Genomic DNA, 18,745 nt, shown 5'->3' on the forward strand with positions numbered 1-18,745 from the left:
GGTCTCGGTGGTTACGATCGACGCATTCGAACCGCTTCGACAATTTTCTTGCCGAACCGGTACTCGCAGCGTTTCACCAGTCACACGAGGAAGTGAAGGCGACGATGAAGTACGACACCTCAGCCCCGCGGCCGGCCCTCCCGCTGAACCGGCGGACGTTCCTGACGATGGTGGGTGCCGGCGTCGCTGCGGCACCGCTGCTGGCCGGTTGCCGCACCGGCGATGCCACCACCGCCCCGGGCACTGCGTCCGCCGGACCCGGCGATGTCAGCTCGGTGCTGCCCAGCTACATCCCGATCGACTACGTGGAACCGGACTTCCCGAGCGTGAACGGCTCTACCGCCGGGTATGCGACGATCCCCGAGGAGCTCGTCCAGGTCTTCGACACCCCGCCCGGTTCCGGATCCACGTTCACCGCGATGACCCCGCTGTGGGGCACGATCCCACCCACTGAGGGGAACGCGTACTTCGATGCGGTGAACGAGGCGATCGGCTCCACCATCGAGTTCCAGATCAGCGACGGGAACACCTACGGGGACAAGCTCGCCGCGGTGCTCGCCTCTGAGGCCGACGTGCCGGACTGGGTCTCCATCCCCACCTGGAACGTGCCCCCGCGCTTCGACCAGGCGGTCGAGGCGCTGTTCGAGGACCTCACCCCCTACCTGGGCGGGGACGCGGTCCAGGACTACCCGAACCTGGCGAACATCGCCACCGACGTGTGGAAGTTCTGCGTGTTCGACGGCCAGATCAAGGCGCTGCCGTTCCCCGGCGAGATCATCACCGACGCCACCTTCTACCGGGACGACCTCTTCGCGGAGCAGAACATCACCGACCTGCCCACCGACGGTCAGCAGCTGCTCGACCTGGCCAAGGAGCTCACCGGCGGCAACCAGTGGGGCGCCAACGACCTGTGGACCACGGCCACGATCATCCATGCCGTGCCGCCGAAGTGGCGGATCGACGACGACGGCACCCTCACCCACCGGGTGGAGACCGAGGAGTACCGGGCCGCTCTGGCGTGGATCGCCGAGCTGTACGCCCAGGGGTCGGTGCACCCGGACGCGGTGGCCGACACCGGGGACGGCAAGCAGCGGTTCGAGTCCGGCCAGGTGCTGATCACCGCGGACGGCATCGGTGGCTGGCACGAGGCGCTCGGGCGTCAGCTCGGGTCGAACCCGGACTACTCCCAGGCGCCGTTCCCGGTGTTCGCCGCCGACGGCGGGACGCCTGTGCTGTTCAAGGGCAACCCGGCGAACATCTTCTCCTTCGTGAAGAAGAACGAGGACAAGGAGAAGATCAAGGAGCTGCTCGCCGTCGCGGACTTCCTCGCCTCCCCGTTCGGCACCGTGGAGTACCAGCTGATCAACTACGGCCTCGAAGGGGTGCACTACACCCTCGGCCACCAGGGCCTGCCCGAGCCCACCGAGCTGGCCACCACCGAGGTGCAGCCGACCTACACCTTCCTCACCGACCCGCCGGTGGTGAACGCCTACGTGCAGTACCCGGGCTTCGTGGAGGCGTTCTGCACCTGGATGGCCGAGGCTGCCGAGTATGTGCAGGACCCGGCCTTCTACGGGATGCAGATCACCGAACCGAACGAGTACGCCAGCCTGGACCAGCCGTTCGAGGACCTGGAGAAGAGCATCGCCCGCGGGCGGAAGAGCCTGGACGACCTGGACGCGGCCGTGGAGACCTGGCGGAGCTCGGGCGGTGACGAGCTGCGCACGTTCTACCAGGACATCCTGGACGCGCAGTGAGCAAGCAGGTGGCCGATGCGGCACCGGCGCGCCCGGCGGGCACCGCACAGCGCGGCACCGCGGACGGGGGGCCAGGCGGCCGACGGCGCCGGCCGGTGACCGGCACCGCGCACCGTCGCACGTCGGCGTCGGTGCCGGTGCGCAAGGTGAGCATGTGGGCGCAGATCAAGCGGGACCGGTCGCTGCTGCTGATGACCGTGCCGGTGATCGTGCTGCTGGCGGTGTTCGCCTACGTGCCGATGGCCGGGAACATCATCGCCTGGCAGGACTACTCGCCCTACGTGGGCATCGTCGACTCACCGTTCGTGGCCTGGGACAACTTCGAGCGGGTGTTCACCAACCCGCTGTTCCTGAACGCGGTGAAGAACACGCTGCTGATCACCGCATTCCAGCTGGTGTTCTTCTTCCCGATCCCGATCGCGCTGGCCCTGCTGCTGAACAGCGTGATCACACCGGCGATCCGCACCACCATCCAGTCGATCGTGTACCTGCCGCACTTCTTCTCCTGGGTGATCGTGGTCACGGTGTTCCAGCAGATCTTCGGGGGCGCGAGCCAGCTGCACCGGATCCTGGCGGGCCACGGTGTGCACTTCGACCTGATGACCGACCCGGACACCTTCCTCATCCTGATCACCAGCCAGGCGGTCTGGAAGGACGCTGGGTGGGGGATCATCATCTTCCTGGCGGCGCTGTCCACAGTCGACCCGGCGCTGTACGAGGCGGCGGTGGTGGACGGTGCCAGCCGCCGGCGGCGCACCTGGCACGTCACCCTGCCGGCGCTGCGGCCGGTGATCATCCTGCTGCTCATCCTGCGGCTGGGGGATGCGCTGACCGTGGGCTTCGAACAGCTCATCCTGCAGCGCGGAGCGGTGGGGCCGGGGGCGGCCGAGGTGATCGACACCTACGTGTACTACCAGGGCGTGATCGCCGGCGACTGGTCCTTCGCCGCGGCTGCCGGACTGGTGAAAGGAGTGGTGAGCATGCTGCTCGTGCTCGGCGCGAACAAGCTCGCGCACGTCTTCGGTGAGGCGGGGGTGTACCAGCGCGCATGACAGTGCAACTGCAACGGTCGGCCACAGTCGCCGGCCCGGTACGACGAGTCCGCAGGTCCAAGCACCGGCCGATCTGGGAGGAGCAGCCCACGATCGCCGGGTACGTCGGCAAGACCGTGGCGCTGACGCTGATCGTGCTCGCAGTGCTCTACCCGCTGTACACGATCGTGCTCACCTCCATCTCCACCCAGGCGACGATCAACGCCGCCGGTGGACTGGTCACCGTCCCCGGTGAGATCACCTTCGCCGCCTACCGGCAGATCCTCTCCGGCGGCATCGTCACCCGCGCCACGCTGGTGAGCATCGGTATCACCGCCGTCGGCACACTGTTGTCCACCACGGTCTCGGTGCTGTGCGCCTACGGGCTGTCCCGACCGAACTCCTTCGCCCACCGGCCGATCCTCTTCCTGCTGCTGGCCACGATGTTCTTCGGCGCGGGCATGATCCCGACCTACCTGCTGGTCAGCCACCTCGGGCTGATCGACAGCTACTGGGCGCTGATCCTGCCCACTGCGGTCTCAGCGTTCAACGTGCTCATCGTGCGCAACTTCTTCATGGGTATCGACCAGGCGATCACCGATGCCGCCCGGATCGACGGTGCGGGGGAGTGGCGGGTGCTCGGCCAGATCGTGCTGCCGATGTCCAAGGCGGTCACTGCCGTGGTGGCGCTGTTCTACGGCGTGGGCTACTGGAACGCGTTCTTCAACGCGATGCTCTACATCAACGACAACTCCAAGTGGCCGCTGCAGCTGGTGCTGCGTTCCTATGTGCTCCAGGGCGTCACCCTGCCCGGGTCGGGTGTCGGGCAGGTGGACGTCGCCTCCGGTGCGGTCACCGGGCTGCCGGTGAAGATGGCGGTCGTGGTGATGGCCATCGTCCCGGTACTGATCGTCTACCCGTTCGTGCAGCGGCACTTCACCAAGGGCGTCATCTTCGGGGCGATCAAGGGCTGAGCACTGCGACCAAGGAGGCGCAGCGCGATCCGGTGGTGCAGCGATCAGCGACCGGTAGGAGCGGGCGGCTGCAACGGGAACGTGGACTGCCGTTCGTGCAGCGTGGGCGCCAGCAGCCGGGTCTCGGTGGCGTGCGGGGCAGCCATCCGCTCCAGCAGCATCTCCACCGCCACCTCGCCGATGGTCAGCGCTGGGATGTCGATCGAGGTGATCGGGATGGGTTGGGACTCCGCCACGTACGCCGGGCAGAGCGCCAGCACGGCGACGTCCTCACCCACGTGACGGCCGTGGTCGCGCAGCCCGGAGACGACAGAGGCGAGCGCTGCCTCGTTGTGCACCACCAGACCGGTCAGTCCCGGGCTGCGGGTCAGTACAGCGTCCAGCGCAGCCAGCGCAGCAGCGTGCGAGGTGCCGGTGGCCTCGATCACCGGCTCCAGGCCGTCGGCCGCACACTGGGCGCGGTACCCGGTGAACAACCGGTCGGCGTACGTGGTGTGCCGCTCCAGCACCGCCGGCGGCGGCCCGAGCAGCGCCAGGTTGCGGTGGCCGAGGCCGCGCAGGTGCCGGACCGCCATCCGGGCAGCAGCATCGAAGTCGAAGTCCACACAGCTGATGCCGCGGGAGTCCTCGGGCAAGCCGATCAGGATGGTCGGCTGCCGAAGCGTCGTCACCACCGGGATCCGCGGATCCTGGGCCTCCACGTCCATCAGGATCAGCCCGTCGACCATGCCCGAGGCGACCCGGGACAGTCCGGCGGCGTCTTCCTGGGTGAGCAGCAGCACGTCGTAGTCGTGGCTGCGTGCCTTGGTCACCACGCCGGTGACGAACTGCATGATCACGCTCACGTCCACATCCGGGCGTAGCGGCGCCATCAGCGCCAGCACGTTCGTGCGCGCTGAGGCCAGGGCACGGGCACCGGCGTGCGGGGTGTAGCCGAGGTCGGCGATCGCCTTCTCCACCCGGAGCCGGGTCGCAGCGGAGATCGTCCGTTTGCCGCTGAGCGCATAGGAGACGGTGGATGCGGACACCCCCGCGCGCCGCGCCACATCATCGATCGTCGTCATCGGATCTCCTTGGTCCGGGGGTCAGCACCTGTTCCACCCCTGCCAGCAGGGTCAGCTCATCCTGCCCACCGGGCCAGCGCACCGCCAACCGGGTGGGCTCAGCGGCACGGAACCTGGCCTCGGTGAGTGCACCGCTGCGCCAGCTCACGTCCACCTCGAGACCACCGCGGGCGCGCAACCCCCGCACGCGCCCCGCCGGCCACGTCTGCGGCAGCGCCGGCAGCAGCTCGAGCACACCGCTGTGGGAGCCCAGCAGCAGCTCGGCGATCCCCGCGGTCAGCCCGAAGTTCCCGTCGATCTGGAACGGAGGGTGGGCGCTGAACAGGTTCGGGTACAGCCCGCCCCGCTGCCCGCTGCCGGTGGCGGCCCGGGTGGACAGGACGAGCTGGTCGTGCGCGCCGGCGGCATCCCGCAGCCGGGCGCGCAGCGCTAGCCGCCACGCCAGCGCCCACCCGGTGGACTCCCGGCCGCGCAGGTCCAGGGTGCGCGCCGCGGCAGCGGTCAGCTCCGGCTGCTCCTCCGGGGTCCACCGGCCGAGCGGGTACAGGCCGACCAGGTGTGAGGTGTGCCGGTGCGTCGGCTCTGCCTCCACCACCTGCGCCGACCACTCCAGCAGCTCGCCACGGCTGCCCACGCGCGGGTCGGGCAGCGCGGCGACCTTCCGGGTCAGGGCGGGCAGCCAGTCCGGGTGCCGGTCCAGACGGTTGGCCACCAGGGCAGCGGTCTCGGTCAGGTCGCGCAGCAGCGCCACATCCATCGTGCTGCTTCGGCCCAGGGCCGTGGGCTGTCCGTCGCCGGCGAGGTACTGGTTCTCCGGTGAGGTCGACGGGCTGGTCTCGGTGTGCTCCCCGGAGTCGACGATCCAATCAGCTGCGAAGCGGCACGCCCCCTCGAGCACCGGCCAGCTGCGCCGTGCTGCCGCGAGGTCACCGGTGAAGTCCAGGTGGTCCCGCAGCGCACGGCACAACCAGGTGCCGCCGAGCGGCCAGCTCGCCCACACGATCGCTGCGGTCGACCCGCCCACGGCGTAGGCATGCCCCCACGGATCGGTGTTGTGGTGCGCGGTCCACCCGCCGGCACCGTACAGCGCGGCCGCCGCCCGGCCGGTCTCGGCCAGCGTGCCGAGCAGGTCGGTCAACGGCACCAGGCACTCGGCCAGGCCGGTGACCAGGGCCGGCCAGTAGTTCATCTCGGTGTTGATGTTGATCGTGTAGTCGCTGTTCCACGGTGGGGGCAGCCGGTCGTTCCAGATCCCCTGCAGGTTCGCCGGGAACCCGCCGGGGCGGGAGGAGGCGATCAGCAGGTAGCGGCCGTAGTGGAACAGCAGCGCGGCCAGCGGTCCCTCCCCGGTGCCGGTGGCCTCGTGCTCGGTGATCCACTCGTCGGTGGGCAGCCCGGGTGCGGACCCCAGGTCCAGCTCGCAGCGCCGGTACAGCTCGCGGTGGTCGGCCAGGTGGGCGGCCAGCAGTGCGGCAGGGGACAGCGCCGCGGCGGCGTGCACCCGGTCGGTGAGCAGCTGCTGCAGCCTGTCCCGGTCTGGCGCCAGGTTCGCATGCCGCACGCCCGGAGCCGCTGCTGCGGTCCCTGGTGGGAGCACGCTGCCGGTGGCGACCAGCAGCCGCACCCGCTGGGCGGCGCGGACCACGAGTGTGCCCTCGTCGGTGGCGACGGTGCCGTCGGTGTCCACGTGCAGCAGCAGGGCAGCGCTGCGGGAGCGCTCGTCGTAGAGCACCGGGGAACCGTCCGGTCCGGGTGGGACGTCCGCAGGAAGCTCCAGGTCCAGGCGTAGCGCACCGGAGGTGGCGGCCAGTGCCCGGGCCTCGGCCGGACCGCCGCGCAGCCGGTCCGGAGCCACGGCCAGGCGCAGGTCCAGCGGTGCGCTGGCGGTGACCTCGTGCACGAGCACCTGGTGTGGGTGCGAGGCATAGCTGCGGTGCGCCACAGCGGTGGTCCCGAGCTGGTAGCAGTGGCCGGCGATCCCGGTGCTCAGGTCCAGCCAGCGCTCCACCGCGCGCCCGGGCGGGTCGGTGCTGATGCCGTCGGTGCGCACCTCGACCACTGCGAACGGCAAGAACGCCTGGGCGTGCGTGGTGTGGAACCCGGTGAGCAGCCTCTCGGCCGCCCGCAGCTCGCCGGTCGCCAGCTTCCGGCGCACTTCGGCGAGCCGACCAGGCCCGGTCTCGGCGGTGAGCTGCGGGCGCAGGCCTGCTGGTCCGGACCAGGCCGAGCCCTCGTTCACCTGGATCCGCTCTCCACCGTGCAGGCCGGACAGGGTGGCACCGGAATGCCCGTTCCCGACCGGAAGCGATTCGACAAAGGCTGTCGAAGAGTTCCGGTACCAGAGCGTGTGCGTGCCACGGTCCGTGGGTCGTCGGAACCCGGTGAGATCGTCGGTCGCGTCGATGGAACTGCTCCGTTCGTGCGGATCGGCAGTGGTTCGCCACGACCACTTTACACAGCCGCTCGCCTCTGGATACAGTGTTGAACCGCTTCGACAACGCGACGGTCACGAGCGGTCAGGACCGCCGGTGGAGAGACCAGGTCGAGGAGCGCGGGACCAGCCTCGGCAGGACCCGGAACGAACGAGACGTGCACGGACCGAGTCCGCACAGGAGGCGATGTGGCACCCAGCACCCGGGCGGGCGGGAACGCCCTGGCTCGGCTCACCTCGGTCCGTGGGCTGCTCTATGGTGGCGACTACGCACCGGAGCAGTGGCCTGCCGAGACCTGGCGCGAGGACGCGCAGCTGATGGTCGCCGCCGGGGTGAACCTGGTGACCGTGAACGTGTTCGGCTGGTCCCGCATCGAACCGGCCGAGGGCGAGCGGGACTTCGCCTGGCTGGACGAGGTGCTCGACGTGCTGCACGAGTGGGGCATCGCCGTGGACCTGGCCACCCCGACCGCCAGCCCACCGCCGTGGCTGGCCAGCCGCTATCCGGAGACCCGGCCGGTCACCGCCGACGGAGTGCGACTGTGGCACGGGTCCCGGAACCACTTCTGCCCCACCTCCGTCGTCTACCGGGACCGTGCCCGCAGGATCGCTACCGACCTGGCCGCTCGGTACGCCGACCATCCGGCCGTGGTGCTGTGGCACGTGGGCAACGAGTTCGGCCAGGTCTGCTGGTGCGACGGGTGCGCGGCTAGGTTCCGCACCTGGCTCACCACCCGGTACCGGGACCTCGAGGGTCTGAACGAGGCCTGGGGCACCGCGTTCTGGGGGCAGCGTTACAGCAGCTGGGAACAGGTGGTCCCACCCCGGGCCGCCCCGTACCTGCCCAACCCCGGCACCGACCTGGACTTCCGCCGCTTCACCTCGGACATGCTGCTGCAGCTGTACACCGAGCAGCGGGACGCGATCCGCGGCGCCGGTGCCGCCCAGCCGATCACCACCAACTTCATGGGGTTCTTCCCTGGGCTGGACCCGACCACCTGGGTGGGGGAGCTGGACGTGGTCTCCGACGACTCCTACCCCGACCCCGCCGATCCCGAGGCACCGGTGCGTGCTGCGCTCACCCACGACCTGATGCGTTCGCTCGCCGACGGCGGCCCCTGGCTGCTGATGGAGCAGGCGGTCTCCGCCGTGAACTGGCGCGAGCACAACCTGCCCAAGACCGCCGAGCAGATGCGCTCGGACGCGCTCCGGGCGATCGCGCACGGTAGCGACGGGGTGCTGTCCTTCCAGTGGCGCGCCTCGGCCTCCGGTGCCGAGCGGTTCCACTCCGCGATGCTCCCGCACGCCGGAACCGATACCCGGGTGCACCGGGCGGTCCGTGCACTCGGCGCCGACCTGCGCGCCCTCGCCCCGCTGGCCGGCACACCGATCACTGCGCGCATCGCGCTGCTGTTCGACTGGCCCAGCTGGTGGACCGCCACCCGACGAGGCTTGCCCACCAGCCGTCTCGACCCGCTCGAGCAGCTGCTCGCCTGGTACCGCCCGCTGTGGCGGGCGGGGTACGCCGTCGACATCGTGACCGGTGAGGCAGACCTGACCGGCTACGCCCTGCTGCTCGCCCCGACCCTGCACACGGTCACCGACCGAGCCCTGACCAACCTGCGCTCCGCCGTCGGCACCGGTGTGCTCGCCCTCGGCCCGTTCACCGCAGTGGCCGACCCGAACGGTGCGGTGCGCCCGGCGCCGCTGCCCGCCGGACTTGCCGACCTGCTCGGCGCGCAGGTGGAGGAGTGGTGCCCGCTCGGGCCCGATGGTGCGCGTCTGACCGCCCGGGGCGCCGGCACCGGCCTGAGGGGCCACGCGCACACCTTCGCCGAACGGCTGCGTCCCCACGGTGCCACCGTGCTGGCCACCTTCACCGGCGCCGACCTGGACGGCTGCCCGGCCGTGCTGCGCGCCCCGGGGGCGGACCTGTTCCACCTGGGTGCCGTCGTCGACGAGGAGACGATGACCACCTGGATCGGCCTGCTCACCGGTGCCGCCGGGCTGGCCCCGCCGGAGTCGCCGGTGACCGGTCCCGCAGCGCTGGAGACCGCCCGCCGCGGTGACCACCTGTTCCTGTTCAACCCGGGCTCGACACCCGTCACCACCACGCTCACCCACCCCTGCACGGATGCGCTCACCGGCGCCGAGCGTGCAGGCGAGCTCACCGTGCCCGCAGCGGGCGCTGTCGTCCTGAAGGAGACCTGATGAAGTTCACCGATGGCTACTGGCAGGTGCTGCCCGGTGTGCAGATCCTGCGGCCCCGGTTCGTGGAGTCGGTGGCCGACGGCGGGGACCACCTCACCGTCTACGCCGCCACCGCACCGCTGGGCACCCGCGGGGACACGCTGAACCGGCCGATGATCACCGTGCGGCTGGACTCCCCGGCTGAAGGGGTGATCGGGGTGCGGATCGAGCACTTCCAGGGGGTGCGCGACCGTGGGCCACACTTCGAGCTGCACCGGGCGCAGGCACCGGTGCAGGTGCACATCGGGGACGGCGTGGCCTCGCTGACCTCCGGGTCGCTGACCGCGCGGGTGCGCACCCGCGGGTCCTGGCAGGTGGAGTTCGTCGACGAGTCCGGTCGCGTGCTCACCTCCTCGACCGACCGGTCCGTGGGCATCATCTCCGTGGCCGACGACGGACCGTACGTGTGCGAACAGCTCACCCTGGACGTGGCCGAGCGCGTCTACGGGTTGGGGGAGCGGTTCGGGCCGCTGGTGAAGAACGGGCAGTCGGTGGACATCTGGAACCAGGACGGCGGCACCGCTTCGGACCAGGCGTACAAGAACGTACCCTTCTACCTCTCTGACCGCGGGTACGGGGTGTTCGTGGACCATCCGGAACGCGTCTCCTGCGAGATCGGCACCGAGGTGGTCTCCCGGGCCCAGTTCTCCGTGCCCGGTCAGCACCTGCAGTACTACGTGGTCGGCGGGCCGGAGCCGAAGGACGCGTTGCGTCGCTACACCGCCCTGACCGGGCTGCCCGCCCGGGTGCCCACCTGGTCCTACGGGCTGTGGCTGTCCACCTCGTTCACCACCCGCTACGACGAGGAGACCGTCACCTCCTTCATCGAGGGGATGGCGCAGCGGGACCTGCCGATGAGCGTGTTCCACTTCGACTGCTTCTGGATGCGGCAGTTCCACTGGTGCGACTTCGTCTGGGATCCGGCCACGTTCCCCGACCCGCAGGGGATGCTCGACCGGCTGCACGCACGCGACCTGAAGGTCTCGCTGTGGATCAACCCCTACATCGCCCAGCGTTCGCACCTGTTCGCCGAAGGAGCCGAACGTGGCTACCTGGTCACCACACCCGACGGGGACGTGTGGCAGTGGGACATGTGGCAGGCGGGGATGGCGCTGGTGGACTTCACCAACCCGGACGCCTGGACCTGGTACCAGGACAAGCTGCGCACGCTGCTGGACCAGGGGGTGGACGCGTTCAAGACCGACTTCGGCGAGCGCATCCCCACCAGCGTGCGCTGGCACGACGGGTCGGACCCGCAGCGGATGCACAACTACTACACCCACCTGTTCAACGCCTGCGTGTTCGAGCTGTTGCAGAAGGAGCGGGGCACCGGGGAAGCAGTGGTCTTCGCCCGCTCGGCGACCGCCGGCGGGCAGCAGTTCCCGGTGCACTGGGGCGGGGACTGCGAGTCCACGTTCTCCGCGATGAGCGAGTCCTTGCGCGGTGGGCTGTCCCTGGCCGCCTCCGGGTTCGGCTTCTGGAGCCACGACATCGGCGGCTTCGAGGGCACACCGGACCCCGCAGTGTTCAAGCGGTGGGTGGCCTTCGGGCTGCTCTCCTCGCACAGCCGGCTGCACGGGTCGGACTCCTACCGGGTGCCCTGGGCGTTCGACGAGGAGGCGGTGGAGGTGACCCGCCTCTTCACCCAGCTGAAGTACCGGCTGATGCCCTACCTGGCCGCGGCCGGTCAGCAGGCCAGCGGCACCGGGGTGCCGGTGATGCGCCCGATGATGCTGGAGTTCCCGCGGGACCGGTCGGTGGCCGCCGCGGACACGCAGTACATGCTGGGCTCCTCGCTGCTGGTGGCGCCGGTGTTCGACGAGCGTTGGGTGGAGTACTACGTGCCCGAGGGGGCGTGGACCAAGGTGCTCACCGACGAGGTGGTCCACGGACCGCGCTGGGTGCGCGAGGAGCACGGCTTCGACTCGGTGCCCCTGCTGGCCCGACCCGGCAGCGTGGTCCCGTTCGGTGCCCGCACCGACCGCCCGGACTACGACTATGCCGAGGGTGTGCAGCTGCGGGTGTACGAGCTCGCCGAGGGCGAGCAGGTGGTCCTGGAGGTCCCCACCGCCGACGGCGCAGGCTCGGCCGGGCAGTTCACGGTGCGGCGGGTAGGGTCTCGCCTGGAGGCGAGCACCGACTCCGGCGTGGCACCGTGGTCGCTGTACTGGCGGGGCCGCGACCATCCGGCGCACGGGCAGACCGTCTCGATCGACCTGGAGGAGGACGCGACGTGACCGATGCGGTGAGCACCTTTCCGCCCGAGTTCCTCTGGGGTGCGGCCACTGCCGCCTACCAGGTGGAGGGGGCAGCGCGAGAGGGTGGTCGCGGCCCGTCGATCTGGGACACCTTCTCCCACACCCCGGGCCGCACGCTGAACGGGGACACCGGGGACGTGGCGATCGACCACTACCACCGGTGGCGCGAGGACCTGGACCTGATGGCCGGCCTCGGCCTGGGTGCCTACCGGCTGTCCATCTCCTGGCCGCGGGTGCAGCCGGGTGGCACCGGGGAGCTGAACGCGGAGGGGGTGGCGTTCTACTCCGACCTGGTGGACGGGCTGATCGAGCGCGGTATCCGCCCGGTGGTCACCCTCTACCACTGGGACCTGCCTGATGAGCTGGAGCAGGCCGGTGGCTGGACCGTGCGGGAGACCGCGTTCGCGTTCGCCGACTACGCCCGGGCGATCGCCCGCGCCCTGGGTGACCGGGTGGCGCTGTGGACCACGCTGAACGAGCCGTGGTGCTCGGCCTTCCTCGGCTACGCCTCCGGGGTGCACGCACCGGGCCGCACCGACCCGGTGGCTGCGCTGCGCGCCGCCCACCACCTGAACCTGGCGCACGGGCTGGCCGTGGCCGCGATCCGCGCGGAGCTGGGTGCGGAAGCACAGGTCGGGGTCACGCTGAACACGCACGTGCACCGTCCGGCCGACCCGGACTCGGCGGCAGACCGGGACGCGGTGCGTCGCCTGGACGCTGTGGGCAACCGGATCTTCCTGGACCCGATGCTGCGCGGGGCCTACCCGGCCGACCTGCGGGCGGACGTGGCGCACCTGAGCGACTTCTCCTTCGTGCAGCCCGGCGACGAGGCGCTGATCGGCCAGCGCGTGGACCTGCTCGGGGTGAACTACTACTGCACCTCCCGGGCGCGGGCGCCACGACCGGAGGACCCGCTGCCGGCCTCCACCCAGCACGGCGACTCCGCGCACAGCCCGTGGGTGGGCGCTGAGGACGTGGAGTTCCTGCCCGAACCGGGCCCGCACACCGCGATGGGCTGGAACATCGACCCGAGCGGGCTGACCGAGCTGCTGCTGCGCCTGCACACCGAGTACCAGCTGCCGCTGATGGTCACCGAGAACGGGGCCGCCTTCGACGATGTGTGCTCGGCAGACGGGGCCGTGCACGACCCGGAGCGGATCGACTACCTCCGCGGCCATCTGGAGGCCGTCGCCGAGGCGCGCGCGGCCGGGGCGGACGTGCGCGGCTACTTCGTCTGGTCCCTGTTCGACAACTTCGAGTGGGCGTTCGGCTACGACCGGCGGTTCGGGGTGGTGTACGTGGACTACGACACCCAGGAGCGGGTGCTCAAGGACTCTGCCCGCTGGTACGCCCAGGTGGTGGCTGCCGGAGCGCTGCCGGCGGGGGAGCAGCCGGGCAGGCAACCCTCCGCCGTCCCGCACGCATAATGGCCTGATGGCCCGTCGATCCCGCAAGCGTCCGTACGGCGAGCCCCACCCGGAGCTCGACGTCGACGCCGTGCTGCGCGGTGGCGCCCGGCGCGAGTCCGGGGCCGACGGGCGGCGCTGGAACGTGCGGAGCGTGGCCGGCTCGGCGAAGAGCTACACCTGCCCCGGCTGCCAGCAGACCATCCCGCCCAGTGTGGCGCACGTGGTCGCCTGGAGCGAAGAGCACCTGTTCGGGGCCGATGCCGCGCTCGCGGACCGGCGGCACTGGCACACGTCCTGCTGGCGCGCCCGGGACCGGCGCGGCCCGCGCCGCTGAGGTCAGCCCGGCAGCTCCCAGGTGTGCACCGGCTGGTTGGAGTGCATCCCGTCCATGTACCGCAACAGCATCTCGGTGAGCGCCTGATCCCGGTCCATGCCCGTAGCCTCCAGGGCCGCGACGGTCTCGGTCTGCCACCAGGCCCCGTTGCGTCGGAGCTTGCACCGCGCCTCGATGATGCCCAGGAAGCGGTCGACCACCGTGCTGGCCACATGTCGCCGCGCCAGACCTTCGGCAGCCAGTGGCAGCAGGTGCCGCAGTACCAGCTCGTCCCAACCGACCTCGCCGTACCCGGGCCAGTACATGGTGGCCTCCACACCGTCCCGAGCGCCGGCGGTGAAGTTCGCCTCGGCGGCGGAGAAGCTCATCCGTGACCACATCGGCCGGTCCTCGTGGGCGAGCATCTCCATCGCACCGTAGTAGAAGGCGGCGTTGGCGAGGATGTCGCTGACTGTCGGCCCAGCCGGGAGCACCCGGTTCTCCACCCGCAGGTGCGGTTTGCCGTGCACGACGTCGTAGACCGGCCGGTTCCACCGGTACACCGTGCCGTTGTGCAACCGCAGCTCCTGCAACCTCGGCGTGCGTCCGGCGGCCAGCTCCGCCTCCGGGTCCTCGTCGGTGGTCTCCGGCAGCAGGGCGGGGAAGTAGCGCACGTTCTCCTCGAACAGGTCGAAGATCGAGGTGATCCAGGACTCGCCGAAGTACACCGGCGGGCGCACCCCCTGGTTGCGCAGCTCGGGGGAGCGGGTGTCGGTGGCCTGCAGGAACAGCTCGGTGCGGGTCTCCGCCCAGAGCTGTTTGCCGAACAGGAACGGGGAGTTCGCACCGAGCGCCAGCTGCGGGCCGGCGAGGATCTGCGCGGCGTTCCAGTGCGGGGCGAACTCGCTGGGGGAGACCTGCAGGTGCAGCTGCACCGACGTGCACGCCGACTCCGGGGCGATCGTGGCGGTGAGCATCCGCAGCGGTTCCGGACCGGAGATGTCCAGCTCGATGTCCTCGCGCCTGGCGGCGAACACCGCGTCCTCCAGCGCCTGGTACCGCGGGTTCGGGCTCATCCAGTCCCCGGACAGGTGCTCGGGCCGCAGCGTGGGCAGGATGCCGATCATCGCGATCTGCGCGCCATGCTGCTTCGCCCGGTCGTCCGCGTGGTTCAGCGCATCACGCAGGTCCCGCTCCAGGTCCAGCACCGCTTCCCCGGGCAACGGCTGCGGGGGCACGTTCAGCTCGATGTTGTACCGCGCCAGCTCGGTCTGGAACGCCGGGTCGGCGATCTCGGAGAGCACCTGGGCGTTCTTCATCGACGGCTGCATCGCCGAGTCCACCAGGTTCAGCTCGATCTCCAGGCCGGTCAGGGCAGGGTGGGAGTCGAAGTGGTGGTGGGCGAGCATCTCGGAGAACACGTCCAGGCACCGACGTACCTTCTGCCGGTAGCGCAGCCGTTGCTCCCGACTGAAGGTCTGGGTGTTGATCTCATCTCCCACAGGCGTCTCCTTGCGCGCGGGGCCGGGTGTGGCGGCGGCGATGAGGCCTATCCCACCATCGTTGGGCTGGCTCCGCCACAGGTTCGGATCCGCAGCTGCTCGGCGGTGCAGGGGTGCGCGGTGGGTAGGCTCAGCAGGGACGAAGGAGGCAGACGTGCACAAGCTTGCCTGGCGTCGGTACGGACCGGGGTCGGACGGCGGCGGCCCACCCTTGGTCCTGCTGCATGCGTTTCCGCTGGACTCGCGGATGTGGACGGACACGATCGCGGCGCTGCCGCAGGTGCCGGTGCTCACCATCGACGCGCCCGGCTTCGGGGACTCCCCGGACCTGGGCGGTGGCCTGGAGGAGTACGCCGACGCCGTCGCCGGCACACTCGGCGCCGTCGGGGTACGGCGGGCGGTGGTGGCCGGGCTGTCCATGGGCGGCTACACCACCCTGGCGCTGGCCGAGCGGCAGCCCGGGCTCCTGGCTGGGATCGGGCTGCTGGACACCAAGGCACGGGTGGACCCGCCGCAGGCACGGGCCGCGCGGTTGCAGATGGCCGAGGCGGCACTGGGTGAGCAGGGCGCGCAGGTGGTCGCACCGATGATCGACACCCTGCTCGGGCAGACCCCGCCGGAAGAAGTGCGGACCGAGGTGAGCGGATGGCTCACCCAGGCTCCGCCGTCGGGCATCGCCTGGGCGCAACGAGCGATGGCGGCACGAGAGGACCGGCTCGCCACGCTGCGGCAGCTGGACGTGCCGGCGCTGGTGCTGCGCGGTGCTCAGGACGCCACCGCGAGCCTGGCCGACCACGAGGAGATGGCCGCCGCGCTGGGCACCGACGTGGTCGAGGTGGACGGTGCAGGCCACCTCAGCGCGGTGGAGGCGCCGGACCAGGTGGCGACCGCCCTCGCCGACCTGCACGCCCGCGCCCGCTGACCCATTCCCCCCTCACCCGCACCCGCCGTCGCGTGAATCGATGCAGGCGATACCTGGCCCGCGCAGTCGTGCTCCCGGGTATCGCACCCGCGGAGCAGGTATCGCGCTGACCGTCAGCTCGGCGCGGCATCCCAGTCGGGCAGCAGACGGGTGAGCGCATCTACGAGCGGGATGGAGTCGCCGTCCTTGCCGCCGGCGCCGAGCACGAGCGGCGGGTCGGCAGGTTCAGGTCTGGTGCCGCGCAGCCGCTCCCACGCCGTCAACGGGGCGGTGAGCACGTAGAACTGCCCGTCCGGGGTGAGCGCGGCGGTGCGGTCCACCCGCAGGTACCAGCCGCGCAGCGGGGTGCGCGCCGAACCGCGGCTGCCGTAGCCCTTGACCACCAAGGGCTCAGTGGGCAGGTCCGCGGCGCGGGCGGCGGCGGCGAAGGTGTGCAGCATCTGCCGGGCCCGGTCCACCTCCGCCTGCCGGCGCTGAGCCAGCCGGCGTTCGTGCTCGCGGGCGGCCTCAGTACGCTGTGCGGCCCAGTCAGCGGGAGTGCTCACCGTCCCAGGGTAGGTGCACCGACAACGTGCCTGGTGCGACCGCTCGGCGTCGAGGTTCGCGGCCCGCGGCGGTGCTCCTATGCTGGGCGACCATGACCGCTGCACGGATCCGACAAGCCCACCCGGGCGACGCCGACGCCTTGCACGAGCTGCACTGCGTCACCTGGCGGGAGGCCTATGCCGGCCTGGTGCCCGAGACGGTGTTCCGGCAGCGGGAGGAGCGGGGCTCCGGGCACTGGCTGGAGAGGCTCAGCGACCCTGCCGGTGATGCCGTCTGGTTGGCCCACCGTGACGGGGTGCCGGTCGGCTTCGCCACTGCGCACGCCGCCGGCACCGAGGGGCCGCGCCCGCTGTGCCTGCAGGCGCTGTACGTGCGCACCAGCGAGTACGGGCAGGGCACCGCGGCGAACCTGCTCCAGCTGGCGGTCGGCGACGCACCGTGCTTCCTCTGGGTCGCGGAGGAGAACCCGCGGGCGTTGGCGTTCTACCGCAAGCACGGGTTCGAGCCGGACGGGTCGACCGAGACTGTGGCGCACTGGGGCGGGTTGACGACCGTCCGGATGGTGCGCTGACCGAGATCAGCGCGGGTTCGGGCCCACGCGCTGCTCGTCGGTGACGGCGTCCAGCACCTCGGTGTCGCCGGTGGCGGCATCCTCCGCGTCGGCCGGAGCAGCGGCCGCGGCGTCGTCTGCAGCGTCCTGCGCACCATCGTCCTGGGCGTCCTGCGATCCCTCGACAGCTTCTGGGGCGCTCTCGGCGCTGTCGCTGCTGTCCGTCTCGGGCGTCGCCGGCTCCTGCGCGTCCTGCGGGGTCTGGGGGCTGCGGTCCTCCGGAGCGTCTGCCGGGGTGGCCTCGCCCAGCTCAACGTCGTCGGACTCGGACGCATCGATCTCATCGGTGTCGCCGTCCGCCGCCTCTGCCTGGGCAACCAGCGTGGCGGCATCGGCGATCTGCCCGGAGCCGAGCAGGGTGCGCAGCTCGTCCAGGTACCCGGTGATCGACTCGCGCTGCTGGTTCAGCTCGTCCACCTGCCGCTGCGCGGTGCGGCGGTCGCGGTCGGTCTCGGCCGCAGTGTCCGAACGCAGCCGGTCCGCCGCCTCGCGCGCCTCCCGGGTGATCCGGTCCGCACTGGACCGAGCGTCGGCCAGGATCTCGGCCGACTGGGCCTCGGCGGCCGAGCGCAGCTCCTCCGCCTTGGTCAACGCCTCTGCGACCCGGGCCTCCGCCTCCTGGGCGTGCGCCTGCGCACGGGCGATCATCTCGTCGGTGTCCGCCTTCGCCTGCGCGTGCAGCGCGGCGTCCGACTCCTCCGAGGCGGCTCGTCGCTGGGCGATCTCGAGCTCGGCGTCCTCTCGCAGCTGCGCCACCGACTGACGGATCTCCTCGGCGTCCGCATTGGCCTGCCGGAGCAGCTCGGCCGCCTCCTCCTCCGCTTGCGCGATCGTGGTGGCCGCTTCCCGGCGAGCCTCCTCCCGGTGCGCCTCCGCCTCGCTCCTGGTGCGGTTGCGGATCTCCTCGGCCTCGGCCTCACTGCTGGCCTTCAGCTCTCGAGCGGCGCGCTCGGAGGCGACCTTTCGTTCGGCGATCTCCTTCTCCGCAGCGGCCCGGGCGGTGCCGAGCTCTCGCTCCAGGCTGGCGTGCTTCTCGCTCTGCTCGGTCCGGGCGACGCTGGAGATCCGGGCGGCCTCCCGCTCTGAGGAGGCCACCAGCTCTTCTGCCTTCCGCTGGGCGGCGAGCAGAGTGCCCTCTGCCTGGCTGGCCGCCGCCTGCATGGTGCTGTCGGCATCACGTCGGGCGTTGGCCAGCAGCTCGGCAGCCTCGTTCTCCGCCTGGGAGGTCAGCTCGTCAGCAGCACCCTGGGCCCGAGCGGTGATGTCTTTGGCCTGCCGGTTCGCCTGGGTGAGCACGTCCGCGGACTGTTCCTCAGCCGAGCGGAGGAGCTGCTCGATCCGGGCGCCGAGCCCGGCATAGCTCGGTTTCTCCGCTTCCCGGAGCTGCGCCTGGGCATCGGCCAGCTCGCCAGAGATCTGCATCGTGCTCGCATCCAGGGACTCCACCTGGGTGCGCGCCTCTTTGAGCTGTCGCTCCAGGGAGTGGATCCGCTGATCGACCTGCGCACGGTCGTACCCACGCATCACTACGGGGAAGGTCGATGAGTCGTCAGCCACGGGTGCTCCTCGCGATGAGCTTTGGGGGTGTAGTTGGGGGCGAAGACCAGGCTCGGTCTTCCGCCGGAGAGAGTCCGACGGCACATGACGGACCGCTCTACGCACTCAGCGTAACTGGTGC

14 protein-coding genes are annotated in these 18,745 nt (G+C 70.9%); 9 read left to right on the plus strand and 5 right to left on the minus strand.

What is annotated here, in order from left to right; all coding sequences use genetic code 11:
• Window positions 1-104 precede the first annotated feature (104 nt).
• The 3 genes from K338_RS0111210 to K338_RS0111220 all read left to right on the plus strand — a co-directional run bounded on the left by K338_RS0111210 (window position 105) and on the right by K338_RS0111220 (window position 3,762).
• Window positions 105-1,757 (plus strand): extracellular solute-binding protein, encoded by a 1,653-nt coding sequence (locus tag K338_RS0111210; protein WP_027286741.1) that lies wholly within the window; start codon window positions 105-107, stop codon window positions 1,755-1,757.
• 152 nt (window positions 1,758-1,909) lie between these two features.
• Window positions 1,910-2,809 (plus strand): ABC transporter permease, encoded by a 900-nt coding sequence (locus tag K338_RS0111215; protein WP_084481046.1) that lies wholly within the window; start codon window positions 1,910-1,912, stop codon window positions 2,807-2,809.
• Window positions 2,806-3,762, plus strand: coding sequence for a carbohydrate ABC transporter permease (locus K338_RS0111220; protein ID WP_022918269.1), 957 nt, complete (start codon window positions 2,806-2,808; stop codon window positions 3,760-3,762). The genes K338_RS0111215 and K338_RS0111220 overlap by 4 nt, the downstream gene beginning before the upstream one ends.
• A 44-nt stretch (window positions 3,763-3,806) precedes the next feature.
• Here K338_RS0111220 and K338_RS0111225 read toward each other — a convergent pair whose 3' ends face one another.
• Together K338_RS0111225 and K338_RS22090 are read right to left on the minus strand one after the other, a co-directional pair.
• Complete coding sequence (locus K338_RS0111225) at window positions 3,807-4,826, minus strand: LacI family DNA-binding transcriptional regulator (protein WP_022918270.1); 1,020 nt, start codon at window positions 4,824-4,826, stop codon at window positions 3,807-3,809.
• On the minus strand, window positions 4,810-7,230 hold the full coding sequence (locus K338_RS22090; protein WP_051154776.1) for a glycosyl hydrolase family 95 catalytic domain-containing protein: 2,421 nt from the start codon (window positions 7,228-7,230) through the stop codon (window positions 4,810-4,812). Before K338_RS22090 ends, K338_RS0111225 begins: the two co-directional genes overlap by 17 nt.
• A 216-nt stretch (window positions 7,231-7,446) precedes the next feature.
• Here K338_RS22090 and K338_RS0111235 point away from each other — a divergent pair, with 216 nt between their 5' ends.
• The 4 genes from K338_RS0111235 to K338_RS0111250 are packed head-to-tail and all read left to right on the plus strand — an operon-like array spanning window position 7,447 to window position 13,508.
• Entirely contained in the window at window positions 7,447-9,468 is a 2,022-nt protein-coding gene (locus K338_RS0111235) for a beta-galactosidase (RefSeq protein ID WP_022918272.1), read from the plus strand.
• Window positions 9,468-11,744, plus strand: a complete 2,277-nt coding sequence (yicI, locus tag K338_RS22095; protein ID WP_022918273.1) for an alpha-xylosidase — start codon at window positions 9,468-9,470, stop codon at window positions 11,742-11,744. Before K338_RS0111235 ends, yicI begins: the two co-directional genes overlap by 1 nt.
• Window positions 11,741-13,192, plus strand: coding sequence for a GH1 family beta-glucosidase (locus K338_RS0111245; protein ID WP_022918274.1), 1,452 nt, complete (start codon window positions 11,741-11,743; stop codon window positions 13,190-13,192). The genes yicI and K338_RS0111245 overlap by 4 nt, the downstream gene beginning before the upstream one ends.
• A gap of 7 nt (window positions 13,193-13,199) precedes the next feature.
• The gene (locus K338_RS0111250; protein WP_022918275.1) at window positions 13,200-13,508 is read left to right on the plus strand and encodes a hypothetical protein; all 309 of its coding nucleotides are present in this window, start codon (window positions 13,200-13,202) and stop codon (window positions 13,506-13,508) included.
• Between the two features lie 2 nt (window positions 13,509-13,510).
• Here the strand turns inward: K338_RS0111250 and K338_RS0111255 are convergent, their stop codons facing one another.
• Window positions 13,511-14,989 (minus strand): glutamate-cysteine ligase family protein, encoded by a 1,479-nt coding sequence (locus K338_RS0111255; protein ID WP_022918276.1) that lies wholly within the window; start codon window positions 14,987-14,989, stop codon window positions 13,511-13,513.
• Between the two features lie 154 nt (window positions 14,990-15,143).
• Between K338_RS0111255 and K338_RS0111260 the strand changes: the two genes are divergently transcribed.
• Window positions 15,144-15,911, plus strand: coding sequence for an alpha/beta fold hydrolase (locus tag K338_RS0111260; protein WP_022918277.1), 768 nt, complete (start codon window positions 15,144-15,146; stop codon window positions 15,909-15,911).
• A 113-nt stretch (window positions 15,912-16,024) separates the two neighbouring features.
• Here K338_RS0111260 and K338_RS22100 read toward each other — a convergent pair whose 3' ends face one another.
• Window positions 16,025-16,456, minus strand: coding sequence for a hypothetical protein (locus K338_RS22100; protein WP_022918278.1), 432 nt, complete (start codon window positions 16,454-16,456; stop codon window positions 16,025-16,027).
• Window positions 16,457-16,548: 92 nt separating this feature from the next.
• On the opposite strand from K338_RS22100, the gene K338_RS0111270 reads away from it, so the two are divergent.
• A complete protein-coding gene (locus tag K338_RS0111270) occupies window positions 16,549-17,028 on the plus strand; it encodes a GNAT family N-acetyltransferase (protein WP_022918279.1) in 480 nt (159 codons plus the stop codon).
• 6 nt (window positions 17,029-17,034) lie between these two features.
• Here the strand turns inward: K338_RS0111270 and K338_RS22105 are convergent, their stop codons facing one another.
• Window positions 17,035-18,624: a hypothetical protein gene (locus K338_RS22105; protein ID WP_022918280.1), complete on the minus strand. Its 1,590-nt coding sequence runs from the start codon at window positions 18,622-18,624 to the stop codon at window positions 17,035-17,037.
• Between the last annotated feature and the right edge of the window lie 121 nt (window positions 18,625-18,745).

This window comes from Ruania albidiflava DSM 18029, from assembly GCF_000421225.1.
In the GTDB taxonomy this organism is placed as follows: Bacteria; Actinomycetota; Actinomycetes; order Actinomycetales; family Beutenbergiaceae; genus Ruania; species Ruania albidiflava.